This is a genomic window from Cytobacillus mangrovibacter (assembly GCF_042865275.1).
Classification (GTDB): domain Bacteria; phylum Bacillota; class Bacilli; order Bacillales; family Cytobacillaceae; genus Cytobacillus; species Cytobacillus mangrovibacter.
The window spans coordinates 159831-180879 of record NZ_JBIACJ010000009.1 but is presented as its reverse complement, the minus strand read 5'-3'; the positions used below and the strand labels follow the sequence as shown (position 1 = coordinate 180879).

Here is a 21049-nt window from a genome sequence, read left to right as displayed (position 1 = left end):
TAACTTTTTAACATAAAAAAACACGGTCTAGAGAACCGTGTTAATTGGACTGTGACAATCCAAGCTTTTTCAGTAACTGAATAGCTGTTGCTTTTTCATCTTCAGAGAGTTCAGACATAAGAGAATGGATCTGCTTAGCATGATCTGGGAAAACACCCTCGATAAAGGATTTCCCCTCTTCTGTAATTTGGGCATATGTTACTCGTCTATCTTTCGGACAAGCAACTCTTTTCAGCAGTCCTTTTTGTTCTAGTTTATCGACTACATAGGTTATGCTTCCACTTGCTAATAAAATTTTGCCCCCAATTTGCTGCAGCGGCTGTTCTCCCTTATGATAAAGAAGTTCCATGACAGCAAATTCCGTAGGGTTAAGCCCATATGTTTGAATAAGTTTATTAACATTTTCATTAATTGCCCGATAGGCACGGGACAACACAATAAATAATTTCAATGATTGATTAACTTGTTCTGAATCCATTTTTATCCTATCCTTTTTTTAATAATGAATCAAATTATCTTGAATTCTAAGTAAATTATAAAAAAACATGCAGCATATGTCAATTTTCAACTAAAAGTAATCGTCATTTACTAATTAATGGTATACTGTATTTGGAATTATTCTGACATAATGGAGTTAATGAAATGAAAAAGCTAAATAATAATTTCTTCTTATACATGATCGTTGTTATCCTCCCAACACTGATTGGGATTTCATACTATTTAAATGATGCAATGAATGTTGATAACCAAGAGCGTAAAGAAGAAGCCCTTTGGATTGCCTCCATTCACCAAAGAAGCTGGGATCAATTTATTGCAGAAACAGTAACATCTTTAGATATTATAGCCCTAGCAGCTGAATCCATCATTGAGTCACCTGACAAACTTGAGCCACTACTGCTTAAAACACATTGGAAGGATCCTCGTTATGGCGGAATATATTTACTTGATCCTAATGGAACAGTCATAACTGGTTCTAACTCTTTCCTGCAGAATGTAAATTTTTCCGATAATGAATACATTAAAGAAATTAATCGAACAAAGGACCTAATCATCTCCAATCATCAAGAAACATTAACGAATGGGCAAAAGGTCATTGGAATTGGAAAGCCTATCTTAAGTGAGAATGGGCAACTCCTTTATATCCTAATTGCTCATTTACGAGTTGATCATGTTCAGAATATAATGAGACTGTTAACCCCTGATACAAAGCTTTCTATTACTAACCCTGATGGGGAAGTAATTATGGATATTAATATGAAAGGATCGAGCGAACTCTCAAATGATCGCTCTATTTCAATACCCATCGATAGACTGCCATGGAGTATTAAAGTTGAAATTCCAAAAAGAGATATTAGTGAAATGATCAAACGTGCGATAATCGTCATTATTCAAATCATTTTTATTTTCCATATCCTTTTCCTTTTCATTAAGTACTTAATGCTTAAAAGACAAGCTGTAAGAGAGCAAAAAGAAAATGAACTTCAAAAGTTAGAACTAGTAGGCACATTAGCAGCGAGTTCTGCCCATGAAATCCGAAATCCTCTAACTGGAATAAAAGGGCTCGTCCAGTTATTAAGCGAAAAATATACAAATACTGAAGATCAATACTATTTTTCAGTCATAAATGATGAAATCAACCGCATTAATGAAATCGTGGGTGAATTCCTTATCCTTGGAAAACCTACTGCTCAAAAAACTGAAATCATCGATTTGCGAAAAATTATTTTCGAAATTGAGCCCTTAATTATCTCTGAAGCCCATTTAAACAATATTGAGTATCAATCTTTTATCCCTGACATACCGATCCTTGTAGATTGTACAAAAGATCAATTAAAGCAAGTATTGCTTAACTTAACAAAAAATGCCTTTGAATCCATGCATGCTGGAGGACAGTTAATTATTAAATTTATTGTACTGCCAACAAAGTGCCAAATTAAAATAACAGATACTGGTACTGGTATACCTGATGAAGAGATCGAGAAAATATTCCAGCCCTTTTATACATCTAAAGAAATGGGAACCGGACTTGGACTTGTCGTTTGCAAAAGGTTAATTCAATCATTCGGTGGGGAAATTCATCTTACAAGCAAAGTGAATAAAGGAACACAAGTAGATATCTTTCTCCCCATAATTAAAAGGAGTCCTGAACAATGAGCAACACCGCAGCTGTAGTCCGGACAATGACAGACAGCCGAAACACTTCTTATAAAATATTATTTATCATTGGATTTTGTCATTTATTAAATGATTCAATCCAGGCAATCATTCCGGCCATGTTTCCAATTTTGGAAAAGTCAATGGGACTTTCATTTACACAGCTTGGCCTGATTGCATTTGCCTTAAATATCGTTTCTTCGCTCTTACAACCAGTGATTGGTATGTTTACAGATAAAAAACCCATGCCATTTGCTTTACCTATTGGTCTAACCTTTACGATGTTTGGCGTATTAGGACTATCCCTTGCCCCAAGGTTTGAACTCATTGTGGCCTCCGTTCTTTTCATTGGGCTTGGCTCAGCTGTGTTTCACCCTGAAGGCTCTAGAGTTGCCTATTTAGCAGCAGGTTCCCGCCGCGGACTGGCCCAATCCATTTATCAGGTTGGCGGAAACAGCGGGCAAGCAATGGCTCCACTGATTACAGCATTAATTCTTGTTCCTCTCGGGCAAATTGGCGCAGCCTGGTTCACTGCAGTCGCAGCCATTGCAGTTGGGCTCCTACTATATATTGCCTTTTGGTATACGAATACTCTAAAGTTACAGCATTCAGTGAAAATGAAACAAAAAGGAAAAAGTAAAACCAAGCAAAAGGGATTGTCTAAAGCAGTATGGTTTTCATTGTTTCTCATTCTATTTTTAATCTTTGCTCGCTCTTGGTATATTTCTGGAATGACAAACTACTATGCTTTTTATACTATTGAAACGTATTCTTTCACAATCAAGCAGGCTCAAATCTTTTTATTTACATTTTTAGTTGCTGGTGCTCTAGGCACATTCTTTGGTGGTCCCTTAGCTGATCGATTTGGAAAGAAGCTTATTATCCTCCTATCGATGATTATTTCGGCACCATTGACCATTCTTATTCCATTTGTTCCACCAGTTGCTGCCTTTTGCCTACTTTTATTGGCAGGCTTTACACTCATGTCGAGTTTCTCTGTCACTGTTGTATACGCACAGGAGCTTGTACCAGGAAAAATTGGCACAATGGCAGGGCTGACCGTTGGACTTGCTTTTGGGATGGGTGCCATCGGTTCGATTGCCATCGGCCGTTCAGCTGATTTAATTGGTATTTCAAACACAATGATCCTGACTGGCTTCTTGCCCTTGCTTGGATTATTAACATTGCTTCTACCGTCTGATCAAAAACTAAACGAATGGAATTCATAAGAATTCTATTCCACAAAAAGGAGGTGTTGCCCCATTGGCACACCTCCTTTTTATGTGTAAATGGTTAGTTTTAAATTTTCAAAAAATTTTAACATTTTAATCGAAGTTTTAGCGATTATTGACATATAATAGAGGTAGAATGCTAAACAACGCATAAAGCAATCAAATAAAATTATTAGGGGGGAATTATATGAATGGTCCGAACTATAAAGATTTTTATCAGAAAGCATTGATCCCCATTGGATCAAATGACCTTATTCATTTTAAAGAGTTAACAGCATATGAGCATGCTAATCACTCTCACTGGCTTATTGCTCTTGTAGGCGAGCTCAAGGATATAGAGAAAGAGTTTTATTCGTGGAAAGTTACCATCTACCCATCTGATATGAGTGGCAGCTTTTCATGGAATAATACATGCTATACATCATTAAACTTTGATTGTTTCCATCAGGCATACAATCATGCAAAAAATATAGAGAAATATGGGAAAGAAGATCAATTATACCCTTTGAATATTCGAGAAAATGTTAGTTGACTTCATTACATCCCCTTTTAAAGCTTTCCTCTTTTTGCTCCCTTTTGTGAAATAACATACATATAGGACTTTCCCTCCCACATAAGCCAATCAAATTCCATTGTTTTTAAAAAGTAAAAAGACGATGCCTAAATTCACGCACCGTCTCTAAAATGATCATTACTACTTACTTATGCTAGCCTAAAGACAATTCCATGTCCGCCTTTTGGGTACTCCCATTTAATATTCTGATAAGGACAGCCAATTCGGCAGCTGCCACATTCATGACAGCCTTCATACCCAACTTGCATTCTTAGCCCTTCCCACTTATATACTTCAGCTGGACAGAAAATAGTACAAATTTTATCAGGACATTGGGTCATACAAACATCATGATCCAGTACAGTTAAATGCGATTTCTTATCTGCCTTAAAACGGATTAAATACTGTTTTTCTTCAATCGTTTTTGTGGACATTATTTCACCGCCTTCCATGCACGATACATATCTTGAAGAACTTTGATTCTCCCTCTCTCTTCTGTCACACTGCGCATAATCTGTTTTTGTTTCTCCCTTTTTGGTGTTCCATCGACTGTAAAGAACTTACTAGCAGCCCTGTTCATCATTGGAACATAGTCATTGAAGTATTGTGGGTTATTTTCAAATGTATGTGCCGCGTCTTTATATTTTTCAAGATCTTTAATTATGAAACTATCATAGAGTTTTTCCCTGTAGAGGTTTAAACTTGATTCACTGAAATCATTTCGGTTTTTTGCTTCAACAATGGTTTCAGCCGCCATTTTCCCTGAAGCCATAGCCATATTAGATCCTTCCCTATGGATTGCGTTCACAAGCTGTGCTGCATCCCCAACCAATACCACACCGTTTCCAGCTACTTTTGGAACGGAATGATACCCTCCTTCTGGAATGAGATGAGCTAAATACTCAGCAGATTCTCCCCCTTCCAGAAAGGGTTTAACCATTGCATGTGTCTTTAAATAGTCTAATAGATCATAAGGTTTCAGCTTAGCTTTAATCATGCTTGATAGTGTGGTACCTACACCAATATTTATGCTTTCTTTATTTGTATAAATAAACGCTGTTCCGAGATTTCCCTTTGTGGAATCCCCAAATAGTTCGATTGTGCAGCCTTGATTATCTTCTAAATTAAAACGGTCATTAATTTTTTCCTTCGGAAGGTTAATGACTTCCATAACGGTTAGGGCCACTTCGTCTGGCCTGAATTCATTATGATAGCCAAGCTGCTTTCCAAGGAGGGAGTTAACTCCGTCCGCTAACACAACCACATCTGCATATATATCCCCATCAGGACGGTCCGTTCGAACTCCAATCACTTTGCCGTTTTCCACAATACACTCAAGGACAACTGTTTCAGTGATTAATAATACACCTTGTTCAACGCCTTTTTTGGCAAACCATTGGTCAAATGGTGCGCGGAGTACTGTAAAGTTATTATATGGCTCTACTCCCCATTCAAGACCTTTATAACCAAAGGTGACAACTGATTCTTTATCCATCATCCAAAATCTCTGTTCAATTACTGGCCTTTCAAGTGGGGCTTCTTTCCAAAACTCTGGAATAATCTCTTCCATTTGCTGACGGTAAAGTACCCCACCCATTACATTTTTACAGCCAGGATATTCTCCTCTTTCGATCTGTAAAACTTTTAAGCCATTTTGTGCACATGTATATGCACAAGAGGTTCCGGCTGGCCCTGCACCAACTACAATGACATCAAATTTCTCAGACATAACTTACTTCACCACCCTTTTCTTTACGCAGCTCCTTAAACTGTTCAATTAACTTAGGGACTATTTCCATTGCATCGCCAACAATCCCATAAGTAGCAACATCAAATATCGGAGCATTTGGGTCTTTATTTATAGCAATGATGAATTCAGAATTCTTCATTCCAACTACATGCTGAATCGCCCCAGAAATCCCAATTGCAAAATAAACTTTTGGCGTAATCGTCTCACCTGTCTGCCCAACTTGAAGCTCATGTGGCAGCCAGCCTGCTTCAACAACATCCCTTGTCCCTCCGACACTCGCTCCAATTGTTTCAGCCAACTCATGGATAAGCTGAAATCCTTGCAAATCGCCCATCCCTTTGCCGCCAGCAACAACTACATGTGCATCAGCTAGGCTTGCTTTTTTTGTGACATCCTTCACAACTTTAAGTACTTTTGTCCGCATATCTTCTTCATTTAATGATATTTGTTCTTCAATTATTTTCCCTGTTCTGCTACTATCACGTTCAAGTGCTTTCATTACCTTAGGTCTTACTGTTGCCATCTGCGGGCGGTGTTTTTTACACAAAATCGTTGCCATGATATTTCCGCCAAATGCGGGACGGCTCGCTTCAAGCAATCTCTTTTCTAAATCAACATCTAGCATAGTTGTATCTGCTGTTAATCCAGTACTTAGATCTGTCGCTACTGCACTTGCCAGATCCTTTCCATTTGGTGTTGCACCATAAAGGAAAATTTCCGGCTTATATTTTTCAGCAAGTAGCATAATTCCTTTCATATAGGACTCCGTACGATAATCCTTCATCACAGGGTGATCTACAATATATACTTCATCAGCCCCATAAGCGATAACTTCGGGACAGAGTGATTTCACATTAGTACCTAATAAAACCCCAGCTAGAGGAACTTCCAGTTTATCAGCAAGATTCCTGCCAGCGCCCAAAAGCTCTAGAGAGACCCCTTCAATTTCTCCATCATTTTGCTCAATAAATACCCACACCCCACGGTGTTCTTCCATCATGTAGACCCCTCCTAATACGCATGATTCAATTAATGTGTTGAAAAAAATAATTCTCTTTTATCACTTAACAGATTCATTAGCTGTTCCACTTGTTCGTCTGAATTTCCTTCCAGCTTTATACCGCCATCTGGTTTCGGAGGAGTAAACATTTTCCCAACAATTGTTGGTGAACCTTTTAGGCCTAATTGTGGACGATTGACATTTTCAAGATCATTTACCGACCAAATAACTGGTTCATATCTTGCTGCCTTAATCATATTGGGCATTGGTGAATATTCGATCTCATTAATTTCTTTTCCTACAGTCAACAGGCACGGGTAATTTGCTTGAATTAATTGATAGCCATTCGCTAATTTTCGCTTTAGGAGTATGGTCTTTTCCTTTTCATTAAACTCTGCCACTTCAATGACATTCGTAATTGGCGGAATATCCATTCTTCTTGCTATGCCTGGTCCGACTTGCCCAGTATCTCCATCGATAGCGTGTAGCCCACAAATAACGAGATCCACTGGCTCCTCTTTCCCTATCCTTTCGAGTGCTTTGGATAAAGCATAGCTTGTCGCTAAGGTATCTGCCCCCGCAAATGCTCTGTCAGAGATTAGATATCCTTTATCTGCTCCAATTTCTATGCTTTTTTTGATGACTGCAGTTGCTTGGGGTGGCCCCATTGATAGAACGGATATCGTACCTCCGCCAACCATTTTTTTGATCTTTACTGCTTCTTGTACCGCATGTGCATCATATGGATTCAAAATTGCTGGAGCACTTCTTCGGTCAAGTGTGTTTGTCTTCGGATTAATTTTGATTATTTTTGTATCTGGTACTTGCTTGACACAAACGACAATGTGCATAGATGATTTTCCCTCCTTATTAGAAATGCATTCAACCTTCTAAATACAGGCTAATTTGTTTATTTCTCTGTTCAAACTAGAAAGGTTTTTATCTAAGCTGCTTTCTTATTCTTTGTTGCTAATGAAAAAGTAGTGGGTAGAGGTTGATTTCCGCTCCAGGTACTCAGCGAACCGCGGGGTGGGCGGTGAGCCTCCTCGGAGCACAAGGCTCCTGTGGGGTCTCACCTGTCCCACTCCTCCCGCAGGAGTCTCGCACCTTCCGCTCCAATCAACCAATCTTTATAAAAAAAGCCTTATCTAATTAACACCGCCCTTTGAAAACGCTTACTATTATGTAAAATTGCTGTGTATTACGATATATGTTTCGCAACACAAGCATAGTACTAACAATTCAAACCATTGTTATTTTTTGAACTAAATTGGACTAAACCTATTCAAATTTTTACTTATTAAAGCATAAATATAGTGATAAACTAGCAGAAATGAGGTTTTTCTTGGTGAGTAAGAATACAAAAAAGAATTTCATGAAGATTTTATCGGAACCTATATAAAGATTCTGTATAAAATAAAATACGTTTGCGGAAGCTAAGCAGCTATTAACGAAGTATAAACAATGATGATAATAACAGGAAGTTATTCATTTATTGTTTAATTCTATTAGGAAACTATCGTTGTAACTATGATAAAAATCACATAATTGTATTCTTTTTCTTTTAAAATGATATTTATTGTTTGTCTCATTGGAATTTCACTCTTATAATAATGTTACAAATAGAAATGAGGGAAAAAAATGAGTGAAGTAATCATCGGCAGCGTTCTCTCAGCCCTTTCAACTGGTCTTGGCGCTTTAGTTATCCTCTTTATGTCTGGTTCCGTTACCCATAGATGGCGTGATATTTTATTAGCCTTTACTGCTGGGATTATGATGGCTGCCTCGACAATGGGACTCATTCCAGAAGCATTAAATAATGGTGGATTTGTTCAACTGACAGTTGGGGTTTTTCTTGGTGTATTAACTCTCACACTTCTTGAAAAAAATATACCTCACATCGACCTGCAACACTCGAAAAAAGGGATTGAGTTTGATGAAAAGGCAATGCTGATCATTGCTGCAATCACACTTCATAATATCCCCGAGGGGCTTTCTGTTGGAGTAAGTTATGCTTCAAACACTGAAGACACCGGTAATTTAATTGCGTTTGCTATCGGTCTCCAGAATGCACCTGAAGGCTTTCTCGTTGCTCTGTTCCTAATAAATCAAAAGATTAATAAATTTACTGCCTTTATTATTGCGACTTTGACAGGAGCTATTGAAATAGTAACAGGTTTATTGGGTTACTATTTAACCTCCTATGTAGACTTTTTAGTACCATATGGACTTTCCTTTGCAGCAGGAGCTATGCTATTTATTATTTATAAGGAACTAATCCCTGAAAGTCATGGGGACGGGAATGAAAGGACTGCAACTTATTCATTCATCATTGGACTTTTATTCATGATCTTCCTTATTGATATCTTCTAAAAAAAGCGCAAGCGCCTTGATCATCGCCGTACAAACTGGAAGGGACAACGACAGCGATAAAGGAAACACGGTGAGAGTGAGAAAGCCGATGTTGACGCAATCGTTGCGGAGGAGACCTGAAGTTTGATAGGCGATAGGACGCTTGCGCTAGACAATAAAAAAAATCCCTAAGGCATAATTTATTACGCCTTAGGGATTTTTTTGGAAAGTAGACAGAGCTTATATTATGAATGTACATAATATTTTACTTCCATTTTTTTGTGGTGCCAATTCATAAATATATGCTTACATGAGAAATGAACCTTCTTCTTTTGCTTTTTATCTTTTTGTCTTTCACGCTGATATTCATAAATCAATTGATCAAGTTCTTCACTGCAACGGATTGTGCTATCACTTGTATAACCATGTTCTTTTGCAGAATCTATCATTCTTTCTCTTTTTTCTTGAATTTGGATTAATATTTTTTGGCCCTGCTCCCCCATCTTCTTTCCTCCATCCAATCCTTTACTCTTATCTCTAAAATCATGCTACTTGAAGCATTATTACAAGAATTTCAATAAATGTAAATAGATTCGCAAAATTAGACAAACTTCTCCTAAAATTAAATGATTCGACACCATCCTAAATAGCAAAAATTCCTTTTTTAACATGAACTGACAAGGTTCTTCAGCTTTCTATACTCGATATTTTTCAAATGGCAAATAAATATGAAATATAGTTCCAACACCCAATTCACTTTCAACGGTGATTGATCCATTATGTTCTTCAATAATTTTGTAAGTAACCATTAATCCTAATCCCGTTCCCTTTTCCTTCGTTGTGTAAAAGGGCTGACCAAGCTTCGTAAGCATATCCTCAGGTATTCCCTCCCCCTCATCCTGAATCGAAATATGTATTCGATTATCAGCAGTTAATTCCATTGAAACAGTAATTAATCCTCCCTTTGGCATGACTTCGATTGCATTTTTTATCAAGTTAATAAATACTTTTTTCATTTGGTTTGGTTCGCAGAAGACATTCGGCAATCCATTTTCATAACAAGTGCGAATTTGAACATTATGTAATACTGCTTGAGCAGTTAGAAATTCTACGGTTTCTTTCATTATTTTAGTTATATCCTTATCGATATACTCTACTAATTGTGGCTTTGCAAGAATTAGAAATTCATTAATGATTGAATCTATTCTCATTAATTCAGAAGTAATAATATTAAAATACATAGAGTGATCCTCTTGAATACTATCCTCTAATAATTGGATGAATCCTTTTAATGCTGTCATTGGATTACGGATTTCATGGGCAATTCCGGCTGCCAGCTCCCCAACTACATTTAATGTATCTGATTTTTTGAGCTGCTCCTCCATTTCCAATTTTTCAGTGATATCCTTGAAAGTTACAAGGCTTAGTTTTGAAAAAACATTATATTTTGCTGAGAATTCTATCGATCTTCTTTTTCCAGAAAACGAATTAATTTGATAAGTTCCATTTAAATGACCATTTTCCCTTAGACTTTCAACATTTTGCATCACATCTTCGTGATTCAATTTAAATTCCATAAGAATATCAATTAAAGATTGACCAATCAAATTTGACTTTGAAATATTAAACATCTCTTCACCAGCATGGTTAATATCCACCACTTTATACTCTGTATTTAATAGGATCATCCCTTCCAATGCACCTTCAAATACTTTACGGAATTTCAACTCACTTTCTCTTAACTCCTTTTCCATTCGATGGCGGTCAGTAACATTACGAAAGATCGTCATATGAAAATTATCTACAGAATGTAACTTAGATGTAAATTCAAGTGACTTTTCCTGCCCATTTGGCATTAAGAATACAAGCTCATTTCTAATTGAACCATTTTCAAATAGTTGATTAACGATCTGTTTATAATTAGAATCTTTCACAAGGACAAAATCCCCAAGGTTCTTTGTTACAAGCACTTCATGACTGCATTCAAAGATTCGGCAAGCTGCTTCATTCGCCTTGACAATCTCTCCTCTGCCCGACCAAAAAACAATCCCTTCTAGAGCTTCTATGAATAAATCTTTATATAAATCTTTATTAATTTTTTCATTTAAATGCTTTTCTTTTGCAAAAGTATCTTCCGAATAGTCGTTTAACAGTATTCCCTTATTCAAAGTCATTGATCTTCCCTCCTAATGGGATTTACATTATTGACTATTTCTACAAAATTTGCCTAAAACCCTTCTCCAAAAACAAGCTTTTAAATCTACATTCTTATAAATATAAAATAAAGATGGAAGGTGTGTGAACAACAACAGAAAGAGGCACCTAAATTTTTTTTAGGCACCTGAGTTTATTTGTAAGGCTATCTTCGCAAACATTGTTGCTAATGAAACATTTATTAGTAGAGGTTGATTTCCGCTTCAGGATGCTCCCTTTCCGCGGGGTGGGCGCTGAGCCTCCTCGACGCTAAAGCGCCTGTGGGGTCTCACCTGTCCCACTTCTCCCGCAGGAGTCTCGCACCTTCCGCTCCAATCAACAACTTTTTTGAAAGAACCTTTAGTAAAGATTATAAATTGAATTTAGCAATCATCAAATTCAATTGATCAGCAAGTTCTGACAAGGATTGTGCATTGTCAGAGATCTCTTCCATTGAATGATTCGTCTGTGTCATTGCAGCGCTTGTTTGCTCAATTCCAGCAGCGGATTCTTCTGATACGGCTGCTATATTTTCAATTGATTGATTCATTAATGTTGAGCTTTTCGACACTTGATCGAGGTTAGTCGAGATGTCATTTATATTATTTGACATCATATTAACCGCTTGATAAATCTTTTGGAATGTTTCTCCTGTAAGTTGAATTTGCTCGGTTCCTTTTTCAACTTGAGAATAGCCTGTTTGTAAAGAAGAAACAACATTATTAGATTCTGTTTGGATTCCTTTTACAATTGTTGTAATATCTGATACCGATATGGAAACTTTCTCAGCAAGTTTACGTACTTCATCTGCTACGACCGCAAATCCCTTTCCATGTTCCCCAGCTCGGGCAGCTTCAATTGCAGCATTTAAAGCAAGCAAGTTAGTCTGATTGGCAATATCATGTATTACTTGAACAAGCTTAGTAATTTGCTGAGTCTGTTCGTCTAGTCCATTCACACGATGAACAGATGTTTTCATTATTTCATTAATGACAGCCATTTGCTGTTGTGACTCTCTCATGAGAGTATCACCAGATTTTGTCATAGAAAGCACTTCATTTGAAGCTGTTTTAATCATAATTCCACTTTTTGTTGCTCCTTCTACCTTTATCAAGTAATCATCCATCATTCTTGCTAACTCAGTTGTAGCACCAGCCTGATCCTCAGCCCCACTTGAAAGCTCCTGCATAGTTGATGCACCTTGCTGACTAGCAGCTCTTACTTCATTAGCAGCAATATTTAATTCTCCACTCTTTTCTGTTACGTAATTAGAAACGGCTGATATTTCTTGAATCATAGATTGCAGTCTTTCTTTCATCGAATTTGTTGCTCTGCTTAATTCAGCGATTTCATCATTTCCATCATATTCAACTTCATCCACATTTAAATTGCCGCCAGCAATTTCATTCGAAAGATGAACAATTTGGCCAAGTTTATTAGAGATAATTCTTCCAATGAATAAGATGCATACGATACCCAATGTGGCAGAAATGATAATGGATACACCTAATACAATTAATGTAAGAATCAGTCTGGATTTCGCAGAACTTACTGCATCTGCTTGTTCCGATTTCAAGGTATCACTTAAAGACTCTAATTTCACAACTGTTTCAGCTATTGCATCATCAGCTTGAAGCTTACCAAGTCGATATTCTCTCACATGATGCAATTTCACCTGTGGCTCGATAATTTCATAAAAAATCCGATTAATCTCACTATCATTCTCACTAATTTCATTTAATAATGTCTTTGTTTCCGAAGTTTTTAATGATGGGGTTATTTCCTTCTTTAATACATCAAACTGTTTCGTCAATTCATCAAAACTTTTTAAATGCTTTGGATTAGAATCAATTATAAAGTTCCCAATCGTACTGCCCTTATAATGAAAAATAGCAGTAGCTTCTGAAATCTTAATTGCTTTATCACCAGTTTCTTCAACTGATTCCATTTTCGAATTCGCACTGCTTAATAATACAAAAGTGATAATTGTAGATATAGAAAAAAGACCAATAGTTATAAATAAGGCCACACCATATTTCTGCCCTAGCTTTAATTTTTTCCATATAGTTAATTTCGTTAAGGAAGTAAGCAAATTAGGATTTAAACCTTTTACCTTTTTGATCTTCTTTTCTTTTTCTGCTTTCTTAACCCTTTTCCTTTTTATACCTTTCATCCTTTCCCCTCCCCTTTTTTGATTGAGCAAATTGTCGTTTAATAGTACTAATTATGTAAAGATATGAAACTTTTATATTAATTTATTATCTTATTATAATTCAATCAATTATACTTTTGAAGGGAATCATTGTTTTTTAGCAAGAATTTAAAAAATATTCATGAGTATCTGCCTACTACGAAGTATGTAGTTATTCGGTTTGCCTCTTTTCATTGTGCTGATTATTCCTTCGTACATATAGGGTTAGGATTGTTTAACAATCAGAACGACTGCTTATTTTTCACAAAAAAAGACAAAGTACAAGTACTCTGTCTTTTTTCCTGTTTTATTTAGTTTATAGATATGGATTTTCATGTTTTGCTAGAATCCGCTGCCATCTATGTTCAATTTCTTCCTCTAATTCTGCTAGCAAGTCGCTATTTTCTTCTTTCAGCAAATGTTTTGTTTTCCCCATATACTTCAGCCATTCTGGCAGTGATACTCTTTTCTTTTTCTCATCTGGGTTATAAGTTATGGTTGTTATTCCTTCTTCAACCTCATATAGCGGGAAGAAACATGTATTTACAGCCGCTTCAAGAATTTTCTCTCCATAACGATCCTCTGATTTCCAGTTTAGTGGACAAGTAATAAGAATTTTCCCATAAACTGTACCGACGTTCTGAGCATACCATTGTGCCTTGGCCGCTTTCTTAATTAAATCTTGTGGGAAAGCCTCCACACCAGTAAATACATAAGGGATGTTTGTTGCAGCCATAATTTGCGCTGTGTCCTTATGGTGAAACCCTTTTCCTTTTTGTGTTTTACCGACATTACTCGTGCTCGTCATATGCCCTTTTGGTGTAGAATAGGACATTTGCGAGCCTGTATTCATATAACCTTCATTATCATACTCTAACATGATTAGTTTATGATTTCTTAACGCCGTTCCAATCGCCGAGCCCATCCCGATATCCATTCCACCATCACCAGTGATCATAACAAATGTCGCATCATCGGAAACATCAATTTCTCCACGTTCTTTTAATTCAAAAAAGGCTTCAACCGTTCCTGACAGGGTAGCGGCACCATTTTGGAATAGGTTGTGAATCATCGTTTGCTTATGTGATGAATATGGATAGGAGGTTGTTGTTACGTAAGCACAGCCTGTTTGGTACAAAACAACAACATCACCTTCAATTCCCTTAAAGAATAGCTCAAGCCCAGTAAATATTCCACAGCCCGGACATGCCCCATGCCCTGAGGCAATTCGTTTTGGTTTTGAAGTTAATGAGCGTAATGGCGGAATCTTTACTTTCAGTTTATTTGTTTCAGGATCCTTTTCAACATGAATCAGGCCAGAATTATACACATCTCCATGCTGTGGTGTAATCACAGGTTTAAGAATCTTCTCTTTATCACCAGGGACATGGCCATAATAGTCAAATGGCTTCACAGCATAACCTGTTTCCATAGCCTCTATAGCAGCAGTAAAGAAATACTCAGCATCATCCGCGTAAAAATCTTTTCCTCCGAGACCAAATACACGGCTTAAGACGATTGTTTTATTTTCTTTATCGTCCTGAAGGGCCGACTTTACTTCATGTGTTAGATTAGGACCATTACCGCCATAAGAATCCGCTCTTTCACCGATAAGCAATGCTTTGACATTTTTTAAAGCTTTGCGGATTTCTTTTGCTGGGAATGGACGAATAATATTAGGACTGATAACTCCCGCTTTAATCCCTTTTGCTCTTAAATCATCAACAACATCTTTTGCCGTTTCTGCAGCTGAATTTAATAAGAATAGAGCAACTTCCGCATCATCCATTCCATATAAATCAAGAACAGGATAATCACGTCCTGACAACTCTGCATATTCACTTGCCACTTCTTGAAAAATATCGCCTGCCGCATACATGGCCTCAGACTGTTGGAAATGATTATTCATTAAATCTTCACCATTCATATGGGCACCGATTGTTACAGGCTTTTTCGGATCACGAGCAAAATTATAGTCTGTTGGACAATCCCCTACAAACGTTTGAACAACTTTGCGATCCTTAAAATAATTCACCTTACGCTTTTGATGTGAAGTGAAAAATCCATCATACGCAACAATGACAGGTAAGCGTACTTTTGAGTGCTCGGCAATTTTCAGAGCCATGATATTCATATCATAAACCGCTTGTGGTGTTCTAGCTGTTAGAATAACCCAGCCCGTATTGAGGGCATAGTACAAATCCGAATGGTCTCCGCGAATATCTAATGGTCCACTCACTGCACGTGTCACAAGATTCATGACCATAGGAAAACGAGTTCCAGCTTGAACTGGCATTTGTTCAAGCATATACATGAACCCATTTGCACTTGTTGCGTTAAATACCCTTGCACCAGTTGCAGCAGCCCCATAACATATTCCTGCTGAACCATGTTCCCCATCTGCTGGGATCAATTTAATATCATGTTCCCCACGTGCTTTCATCTGGTCTAAATATTGGGCAACTTCTGTGGATGGGGTAATTGGGAAATAGCCCATAATATGATAATTGATTTGTCCAGCAGCCATCGCAGCCATTTCATTTCCGCTTTCAAATGTAGTCAGCTGCTCTGCTTTATTTATAACTTTCAAATTCTCTTCTACCATTGCCATTATGAGACCCCTCCTGCTATATAAGGAAAGTTATGCTTTACACGATTCGATTCAGCATAGCCAATTGTTTCTCGCAAGTCACTCAATGCGGTTGTTGGACATGCCTCAACACATTTTAAACAGCCCTTACAATATTGATAATCAATTCCTTTAAGGAACATTTGCTTCCGGCCCCGTTTATCCTCGCCTTCTTCCCAGACAAAGCATAAATCTGGACATACCGTGTCACAGGCCGCACAGTTAATGCATTGTTCGATTTCAAACTTAGGAAGAAAACCTTGTCTAGATCCACTAAGGTCTTTTAGAATACTATTTGCCTGTGTAGTAAGGACTCCGCCAATTTCCTGTGTTTCATATCCAAGGAGAGGCATTGGTCTAGAAAAAGCTTTCCCTTCTGCTTGATCAGGCGTTTCATAGGTTTTAAATTGTACTTCATTATATCCCCGTTCAAATGTCCGGATATTTGGTTCTACTAAATGAGGATATTTTTTTTCAAAAGTTTTACGTATGATATTCTTCATCGACTCAGGATCTAGAAAGTCGCAAATCCGGAATAATGCACCAAGCATAGCCGTATTTACTTTTGTCTTTTCCTCAACTGCAATTTGCAAGGCATCAACAATGGCTAATGTCCCGTATTCAAGTCTTAAATCATTCTTTATTTCATCAAAATCACGAATTGAATTGACTAATAATATGCCATCTGGTGTTAATCCACTAACGACATCAACCGTTTTATATAATGCTTCATGAAATACGCCCACAATATGCGGCTGTTCAATTGGACTATGCGCACGAATTTCCACATCAGGATCGCAAAAACGGATAAAGCTTTTAACTGGAGACCCTTTCTTTTCTGAACCGTATGATGAAAAGTTCGATCCATTTAAACCAAGTCCAAGTACACCAGCCTCAGCTAGCATTTTCCCAGCTAAATTTGCCCCCAATCCGCCAATCGATTCCAATCTAATTTCAAAAAAACCAAGCTCATTTTTCTTTGATAAGATTGACATATTCTCCCTCCCAAATTTTCTTACTGTTTTATCGATTAAACAAACAATCCCCAATTTTTATTGTAGGTGAACGATTTGCTTATTGCTGTGACAAAAGTCAAACATTTGACAGAAAATTTGAAACAGATTTTTTAAACCTTGGAAAACACCATTCTTATCAACAATGAAAACGCATTCCTAATTATATAACAGGATAAACTATGTATTATAACAGAAGTAACAGCATCGACTTATTACCACATTTCTCCATAATTTCCTTCTATTTCATACTTTATTTTTGTTTAGTTCATGTTAATGTGGGTAAGTAGCATAGAAAGGAATCTATTATAGGGGGTCTATAATAGAGGAGGAACTATGAAAGAACGTAATTTTTACTTTGACAACGCCAAATTTATTTTGATTTTCTTTGTTGTTTTTGGCCACTTATTACAATCCTTTACTGCAGAAAATGAATGGATTTCCACCTTATATAAAGTCATTTATACGTTTCATATGCCTGCTTTTATATTCATTTCAGGTTTTTTTGCTAAAGGTTATCTCCAAAAAGGATATCTGCCCAAAATTGTTAAAAAGCTCATTTTGCCATACATTATTTTTCAATTAATCTACTCTATTTTTTACTACTTTTTATATAGCAAGTCTGACTTCCAAATTGATCCGCTTACACCGCATTGGTCATTATGGTTTCTAATCAGCTTGTTTTTCTGGAATCTTTTTATTCTGCTGTTCGCAAAGTTTAAAGCTGTCTATTCCGTTTCTGCAGCAATATTACTCGGATTAGCCATTGGGTATTTTGATTCCTTTTCGAGTTTACTAAGCTTATCAAGAACCTTTGTGTTTTTCCCATTATTTTTGATTGGTTATTATATGAAAAAAGAACATATTTTCTGTCTATTGAAACCCAAAATAAAAGTGGCAGCCATCAGTATATTTGCCATTGTTTTTGCAGGTTTTTATCTATTCCCAGATATTAATTATGAATGGCTTCTCGGATCAAAAACCTATTCAGAAATGGAAGTAACATCAATAAGTGCACTATTTACTAGATTGGGCTTCTATATATTAAGCTTGGTCATGGTATTTAGCTTTTTCTCACTTGTACCAAGAAAACAATACTTCTTTACTAATTTAGGAAAAAACACTCTTTACGTTTATTTATTACATGGATTTTTCATACGTATTTTCAGGGAAAGTGATTTACAAAATTACTTTACAAAGCCTGAAAATTTCCTAATTCTTGCTTGTGCATCTTTAATACTTTCTTTGCTCCTATCAAGCAAACCTATCACTTCCTTAGCCCAGCCGCTTATCGAATTAAAAACGTCAAATATGAAAAGATTAAAATTAAAAATTCGATTCCTTTTACAATTTTACAGAAAAAAATTATTGAATTAAGTTACACGGACGCCTCTCGCGTCCTTTTTTCATTAATCGAAATAATTGACTAGATTAGAAAAATAGGTTTATAATAAATTTTGTTGTCTCAGTAGCTCAGCAGGATAGAGCGACAGCCTCCTAAGCTGTAGGTCGTGAGTTCGAATCTCGCCTGGGACGTTTGAAGAATCCTTGTATATCAAGGATTTTTTTTATTCCCTTTCAAAATTCGCCTTTAATAATCTATTGATTGGGAGCGAAATGGGAGCGAATTTAAATTAAGGCTCAATTTATAGATTTTTAAACTGCATTTCCAACTTGCTTAAGCACGTTCAATATTAATGGCGAGACTTGAATAAGCACATAACCAAGTCCTGCATTTTGAATCATGGTCCATGCTCTTTCAGCACTACCAAACATGAATAGAAAACACGCCCCTACGATTACAACACTGGCAACTGGAAATGCCAAAGCTACTAATATATCAACTACCGGATCAAGTACATGAGCCAGTGCTGATAAAGTTTGTTCTCCCATCCATTCTTTTGCTGTAGCCGGAATAACTTCTGTAGTAGCTGCAAAAGCTGGCTTAGCCATAATTAATGGTACCGCAACAGATGTTCCAACTCTGCTAATTAATTTCCCAACCTTTTTCGGTTTCTTTTCATCTATATAGTTGCCAGCCATAAAATCCTTAATCGACATTGTTTGAGCCCTCATTTTAAGTCCTCCCAAAGATAGATTTTAGTTGATAGCCCTTCACATAACTGCTGAAGCTTTTTCTTTCGATATGGCGTAATCGTCACCCAAATCAGTGCGAACTGTGGATTAGATGTGGATAACTTTTTATATCTTTTGATTTTTTGAATATTTTTTGCCATGGATTGTTTGTAGTCGATCTCTATAAAATGGTGGAGTTTATTGGAGATAAATGCCGCGTCTGCTATGAGGGATATGTCATTAACTGAAATCTTCACTTCATTTTTCCAAGTGGATGGTCTACCTTTCACAATATACAGATCGTTTCGCATTAAATAATGATTCACTTGGACATTTTTCGTCCTTTTCTTTTCAGCCTGCACCATTTCTCGGCCAGCTGCATTTAAATAGTAGATTTTCATTTTATTTTCAAGAAAGTGGGATAAATATTCTTTCATATTGCTTAAAACTCGCTGTGCGTTCCTGTCTTGCCCAAGCTTATGCATCCTTTGAAGTTGCTCTCTTGATAAAAAATCACATTTCTTCAAGCTTAAAAGTATTTCCTCCACTCGTTTTTGGTTTTTCAATTGAATCTTCCTCCTCTCGTGGTCTAATCGTGATAAAAGGAGCAATTTGCTTTTTAATTTCTTTATTACTAATAAACGGTGTTTGCACAATCTGCGTTTTTACATTTTTGTATATCCCTCGTCCTGGTATCATCGGAAGTGATTCTGCACCAGTTTGACCAAGTGCTGTATTTGATGCAGTGGCATCATCCAATACAAAGCATAACCGTACTGGAATATTTCTCTTTGTCTGTTGGGGAATGGATTGACTCGAAGGATACTGCGTTCCGTAAATTAAATAGTAGCCTGCGCCCCTTCCCTTCCTTGCAATATCGGTTACGACTTCCATGGCCACTGCATCATCTGCTATATCTGCGGCCTCATCGATAATTATAAAATGGCGATCCTTGATCCCGGACTCCTTAATGTCCTCGTATCCAGCATCAACTATTTCTTTATACGCTTCTTCCATTTGCTGCTGAATGTCCTTTAATATTTCTTTTGCTCCTTCTGGCTCTCGAGTGAAATTTCTTGTTTGCTTCAAGTTCTTGAAGCGCTGAAAAGCTGAACCGCCTTTTAAATCAACCAAATGTAGATTTGTATGTTCTGGCTGCTGGCAGACTAATGACGTAACAATTAATTTAAGAAGTGCACTTTTCCCATAACCAGTGGCACCAGCTATAATCAAATGCTTATGTTCATCGAAATCATGCCTTATAATATTTGAACGTGTTTTTCCAATTGATACAGACCAACTATCTCGCTTAAGATAATCTTCGCTCCAATCATAACGTTCCTGTAATCCTTTATTAAACACTTTTATCTTCAGCATTCCATCAAATTCAATTTCAATTTCCTTTTTAGATTTTTTACCAGTAGAAAGACTTTTTATTTGTTTTATCAGTGTTTTGTCAAACTTAATTTGAAATAAATCTGATAACTGGAACTGAAATATTTTGTCCTTGATATTCAGTCCATCCTCTAGAACATGCTGCTTATCAATAATTTCCTGCGATGACATCCCCAATGGCAACTGATAAATGTACTCCGTTCCCCCTTCTATTTTTCTTTTGCGCTGCAAGCGAATTGTCTTTACTTGACCATCCTCCCTGATCGTCATTCCTGCATTTTTAAAAATCCTTTGAATTTTGTCTGCATCATTTGAAATACCAGATTTTTTTATGAAAGAATAACCTGCCAAACCACCCATTAAAGTTGTAGTAAAAATCTCAAAGATCAACGCCACCCCTCCTTTGGATATTACGTAGTAATAGTTGCAAGATAAACGCATAGATAGATTCCGCCTAGGTCGCCGTCACATCAATGATGGATCACTTCGGTTATTCGTTCAGCTACCGACT

At 36.8% G+C, this 21049-nt stretch carries 18 protein-coding genes and 1 tRNA gene; 6 read left to right on the top strand and 13 right to left on the bottom strand.

The window, feature by feature from the left end; all coding sequences use genetic code 11:
* Window positions 1–40: 40 nt before the first annotated feature.
* On the bottom strand, window positions 41–478 hold the full coding sequence (locus ACFYKT_RS16915; protein WP_389222018.1) for a MarR family winged helix-turn-helix transcriptional regulator: 438 nt from the start codon (window positions 476–478) through the stop codon (window positions 41–43).
* Window positions 479–642: 164 nt separating this feature from the next.
* On the opposite strand from ACFYKT_RS16915, the gene ACFYKT_RS16910 reads away from it, so the two are divergent.
* The 3 genes from ACFYKT_RS16910 (at window position 643) to ACFYKT_RS16900 (ending at window position 3918) form a co-directional block, all read left to right on the top strand.
* Complete coding sequence (locus tag ACFYKT_RS16910; RefSeq protein ID WP_389222016.1) at window positions 643–2154, top strand: ATP-binding protein; 1512 nt, start codon at window positions 643–645, stop codon at window positions 2152–2154.
* Window positions 2151–3383, top strand: coding sequence for an MFS transporter (locus ACFYKT_RS16905; RefSeq protein ID WP_389222014.1), 1233 nt, complete (start codon window positions 2151–2153; stop codon window positions 3381–3383). The genes ACFYKT_RS16910 and ACFYKT_RS16905 overlap by 4 nt, the downstream gene beginning before the upstream one ends.
* Window positions 3384–3573: 190 nt before the next feature.
* Complete coding sequence (locus tag ACFYKT_RS16900; RefSeq protein ID WP_389222012.1) at window positions 3574–3918, top strand: hypothetical protein; 345 nt, start codon at window positions 3574–3576, stop codon at window positions 3916–3918.
* Between the two features lie 170 nt (window positions 3919–4088).
* On the opposite strand, the gene ACFYKT_RS16895 is transcribed toward ACFYKT_RS16900, so the two are convergent.
* The 4 genes from ACFYKT_RS16895 to ACFYKT_RS16880 are packed head-to-tail and all read right to left on the bottom strand — an operon-like array spanning window position 4089 to window position 7540.
* Window positions 4089–4373: a ferredoxin family protein gene (locus ACFYKT_RS16895; protein WP_053475393.1), complete on the bottom strand. Its 285-nt coding sequence runs from the start codon at window positions 4371–4373 to the stop codon at window positions 4089–4091.
* The gene (locus ACFYKT_RS16890) at window positions 4373–5668 is read right to left on the bottom strand and encodes an FAD-dependent oxidoreductase (RefSeq protein ID WP_389222010.1); all 1296 of its coding nucleotides are present in this window, start codon (window positions 5666–5668) and stop codon (window positions 4373–4375) included. The genes ACFYKT_RS16895 and ACFYKT_RS16890 overlap by 1 nt, the downstream gene beginning before the upstream one ends.
* Window positions 5661–6689 carry an electron transfer flavoprotein subunit alpha/FixB family protein gene (locus tag ACFYKT_RS16885; RefSeq protein WP_389222008.1) on the bottom strand — a complete coding sequence of 343 codons (1029 nt, stop codon included), beginning with the start codon at window positions 6687–6689 and terminating at the stop codon, window positions 5661–5663. Before ACFYKT_RS16885 ends, ACFYKT_RS16890 begins: the two co-directional genes overlap by 8 nt.
* 29 nt (window positions 6690–6718) lie before the next feature.
* The gene (locus ACFYKT_RS16880) at window positions 6719–7540 is read right to left on the bottom strand and encodes an electron transfer flavoprotein subunit beta/FixA family protein (protein ID WP_389222006.1); all 822 of its coding nucleotides are present in this window, start codon (window positions 7538–7540) and stop codon (window positions 6719–6721) included.
* A gap of 790 nt (window positions 7541–8330) precedes the next feature.
* Between ACFYKT_RS16880 and ACFYKT_RS16875 the strand changes: the two genes are divergently transcribed.
* Window positions 8331–9062 carry a ZIP family metal transporter gene (locus tag ACFYKT_RS16875; protein WP_389222004.1) on the top strand — a complete coding sequence of 244 codons (732 nt, stop codon included), beginning with the start codon at window positions 8331–8333 and terminating at the stop codon, window positions 9060–9062.
* Window positions 9063–9286: 224 nt separating this feature from the next.
* Here ACFYKT_RS16875 and ACFYKT_RS16870 read toward each other — a convergent pair whose 3' ends face one another.
* The 5 genes from ACFYKT_RS16870 to ACFYKT_RS16850 all read right to left on the bottom strand — a co-directional run bounded on the left by ACFYKT_RS16870 (window position 9287) and on the right by ACFYKT_RS16850 (window position 17049).
* Complete coding sequence (locus tag ACFYKT_RS16870) at window positions 9287–9544, bottom strand: aspartyl-phosphate phosphatase Spo0E family protein (protein WP_389222002.1); 258 nt, start codon at window positions 9542–9544, stop codon at window positions 9287–9289.
* 192 nt (window positions 9545–9736) lie between these two features.
* Window positions 9737–11215 (bottom strand): PAS domain-containing sensor histidine kinase, encoded by a 1479-nt coding sequence (locus ACFYKT_RS16865; protein WP_389221999.1) that lies wholly within the window; start codon window positions 11213–11215, stop codon window positions 9737–9739.
* A 389-nt stretch (window positions 11216–11604) separates the two neighbouring features.
* A complete protein-coding gene (locus ACFYKT_RS16860) occupies window positions 11605–13407 on the bottom strand; it encodes a methyl-accepting chemotaxis protein (RefSeq protein WP_389221997.1) in 1803 nt (600 codons plus the stop codon).
* A gap of 334 nt (window positions 13408–13741) precedes the next feature.
* On the bottom strand, window positions 13742–16036 hold the full coding sequence (locus tag ACFYKT_RS16855; RefSeq protein WP_389221995.1) for a thiamine pyrophosphate-dependent enzyme: 2295 nt from the start codon (window positions 16034–16036) through the stop codon (window positions 13742–13744).
* Entirely contained in the window at window positions 16036–17049 is a 1014-nt protein-coding gene (locus ACFYKT_RS16850; protein ID WP_389221993.1) for a 2-oxoacid:acceptor oxidoreductase family protein, read from the bottom strand. Before ACFYKT_RS16850 ends, ACFYKT_RS16855 begins: the two co-directional genes overlap by 1 nt.
* Window positions 17050–17403: 354 nt before the next feature.
* On the opposite strand from ACFYKT_RS16850, the gene ACFYKT_RS16845 reads away from it, so the two are divergent.
* Entirely contained in the window at window positions 17404–18444 is a 1041-nt protein-coding gene (locus ACFYKT_RS16845) for an acyltransferase family protein (protein ID WP_389221991.1), read from the top strand.
* An 85-nt stretch (window positions 18445–18529) separates the two neighbouring features.
* Window positions 18530–18603: transfer RNA gene (locus tag ACFYKT_RS16840), tRNA-Arg, on the top strand.
* A gap of 120 nt (window positions 18604–18723) precedes the next feature.
* On the opposite strand, the gene ACFYKT_RS16835 is transcribed toward ACFYKT_RS16840, so the two are convergent.
* Genes ACFYKT_RS16835 through ACFYKT_RS16825 form a run of 3 tightly spaced genes read right to left on the bottom strand, consistent with a single transcriptional unit; the run spans window position 18724 to window position 20928 of the window.
* Window positions 18724–19143, bottom strand: coding sequence for a hypothetical protein (locus ACFYKT_RS16835; protein ID WP_389221989.1), 420 nt, complete (start codon window positions 19141–19143; stop codon window positions 18724–18726).
* Window positions 19140–19709, bottom strand: coding sequence for a replication-relaxation family protein (locus tag ACFYKT_RS16830; RefSeq protein ID WP_389221987.1), 570 nt, complete (start codon window positions 19707–19709; stop codon window positions 19140–19142). The genes ACFYKT_RS16835 and ACFYKT_RS16830 overlap by 4 nt, the downstream gene beginning before the upstream one ends.
* On the bottom strand, window positions 19657–20928 hold the full coding sequence (locus ACFYKT_RS16825) for an FtsK/SpoIIIE domain-containing protein (protein WP_389221985.1): 1272 nt from the start codon (window positions 20926–20928) through the stop codon (window positions 19657–19659). Before ACFYKT_RS16825 ends, ACFYKT_RS16830 begins: the two co-directional genes overlap by 53 nt.
* Window positions 20929–21049 lie beyond the last annotated feature (121 nt).

Bases quoted from the DNA above. Each gene is read 5' to 3' on its own strand.
- ACFYKT_RS16915 (WP_389222018.1), bottom strand. From the start codon at position 478: ATGGATTCAGAACAAGTTAATCAATCATTGAAATTATTTATTGTGTTG.
- ACFYKT_RS16910 (WP_389222016.1), top strand. From the start codon at position 643: ATGAAAAAGCTAAATAATAATTTCTTCTTATACATGATCGTTGTTATC.
- ACFYKT_RS16905 (WP_389222014.1), top strand. From the start codon at position 2,151: ATGAGCAACACCGCAGCTGTAGTCCGGACAATGACAGACAGCCGAAAC.
- ACFYKT_RS16900 (WP_389222012.1), top strand. From the start codon at position 3,574: ATGAATGGTCCGAACTATAAAGATTTTTATCAGAAAGCATTGATCCCC.
- ACFYKT_RS16895 (WP_053475393.1), bottom strand. From the start codon at position 4,373: ATGTCCACAAAAACGATTGAAGAAAAACAGTATTTAATCCGTTTTAAG.
- ACFYKT_RS16890 (WP_389222010.1), bottom strand. From the start codon at position 5,668: ATGTCTGAGAAATTTGATGTCATTGTAGTTGGTGCAGGGCCAGCCGGA.
- ACFYKT_RS16885 (WP_389222008.1), bottom strand. From the start codon at position 6,689: ATGATGGAAGAACACCGTGGGGTGTGGGTATTTATTGAGCAAAATGAT.
- ACFYKT_RS16880 (WP_389222006.1), bottom strand. From the start codon at position 7,540: ATGCACATTGTCGTTTGTGTCAAGCAAGTACCAGATACAAAAATAATC.
- ACFYKT_RS16875 (WP_389222004.1), top strand. From the start codon at position 8,331: ATGAGTGAAGTAATCATCGGCAGCGTTCTCTCAGCCCTTTCAACTGGT.
- ACFYKT_RS16870 (WP_389222002.1), bottom strand. From the start codon at position 9,544: ATGGGGGAGCAGGGCCAAAAAATATTAATCCAAATTCAAGAAAAAAGA.
- ACFYKT_RS16865 (WP_389221999.1), bottom strand. From the start codon at position 11,215: ATGACTTTGAATAAGGGAATACTGTTAAACGACTATTCGGAAGATACT.
- ACFYKT_RS16860 (WP_389221997.1), bottom strand. From the start codon at position 13,407: ATGAAAGGTATAAAAAGGAAAAGGGTTAAGAAAGCAGAAAAAGAAAAG.
- ACFYKT_RS16855 (WP_389221995.1), bottom strand. From the start codon at position 16,036: ATGGCAATGGTAGAAGAGAATTTGAAAGTTATAAATAAAGCAGAGCAG.
- ACFYKT_RS16850 (WP_389221993.1), bottom strand. From the start codon at position 17,049: ATGTCAATCTTATCAAAGAAAAATGAGCTTGGTTTTTTTGAAATTAGA.
- ACFYKT_RS16845 (WP_389221991.1), top strand. From the start codon at position 17,404: ATGAAAGAACGTAATTTTTACTTTGACAACGCCAAATTTATTTTGATT.
- ACFYKT_RS16835 (WP_389221989.1), bottom strand. From the start codon at position 19,143: ATGAGGGCTCAAACAATGTCGATTAAGGATTTTATGGCTGGCAACTAT.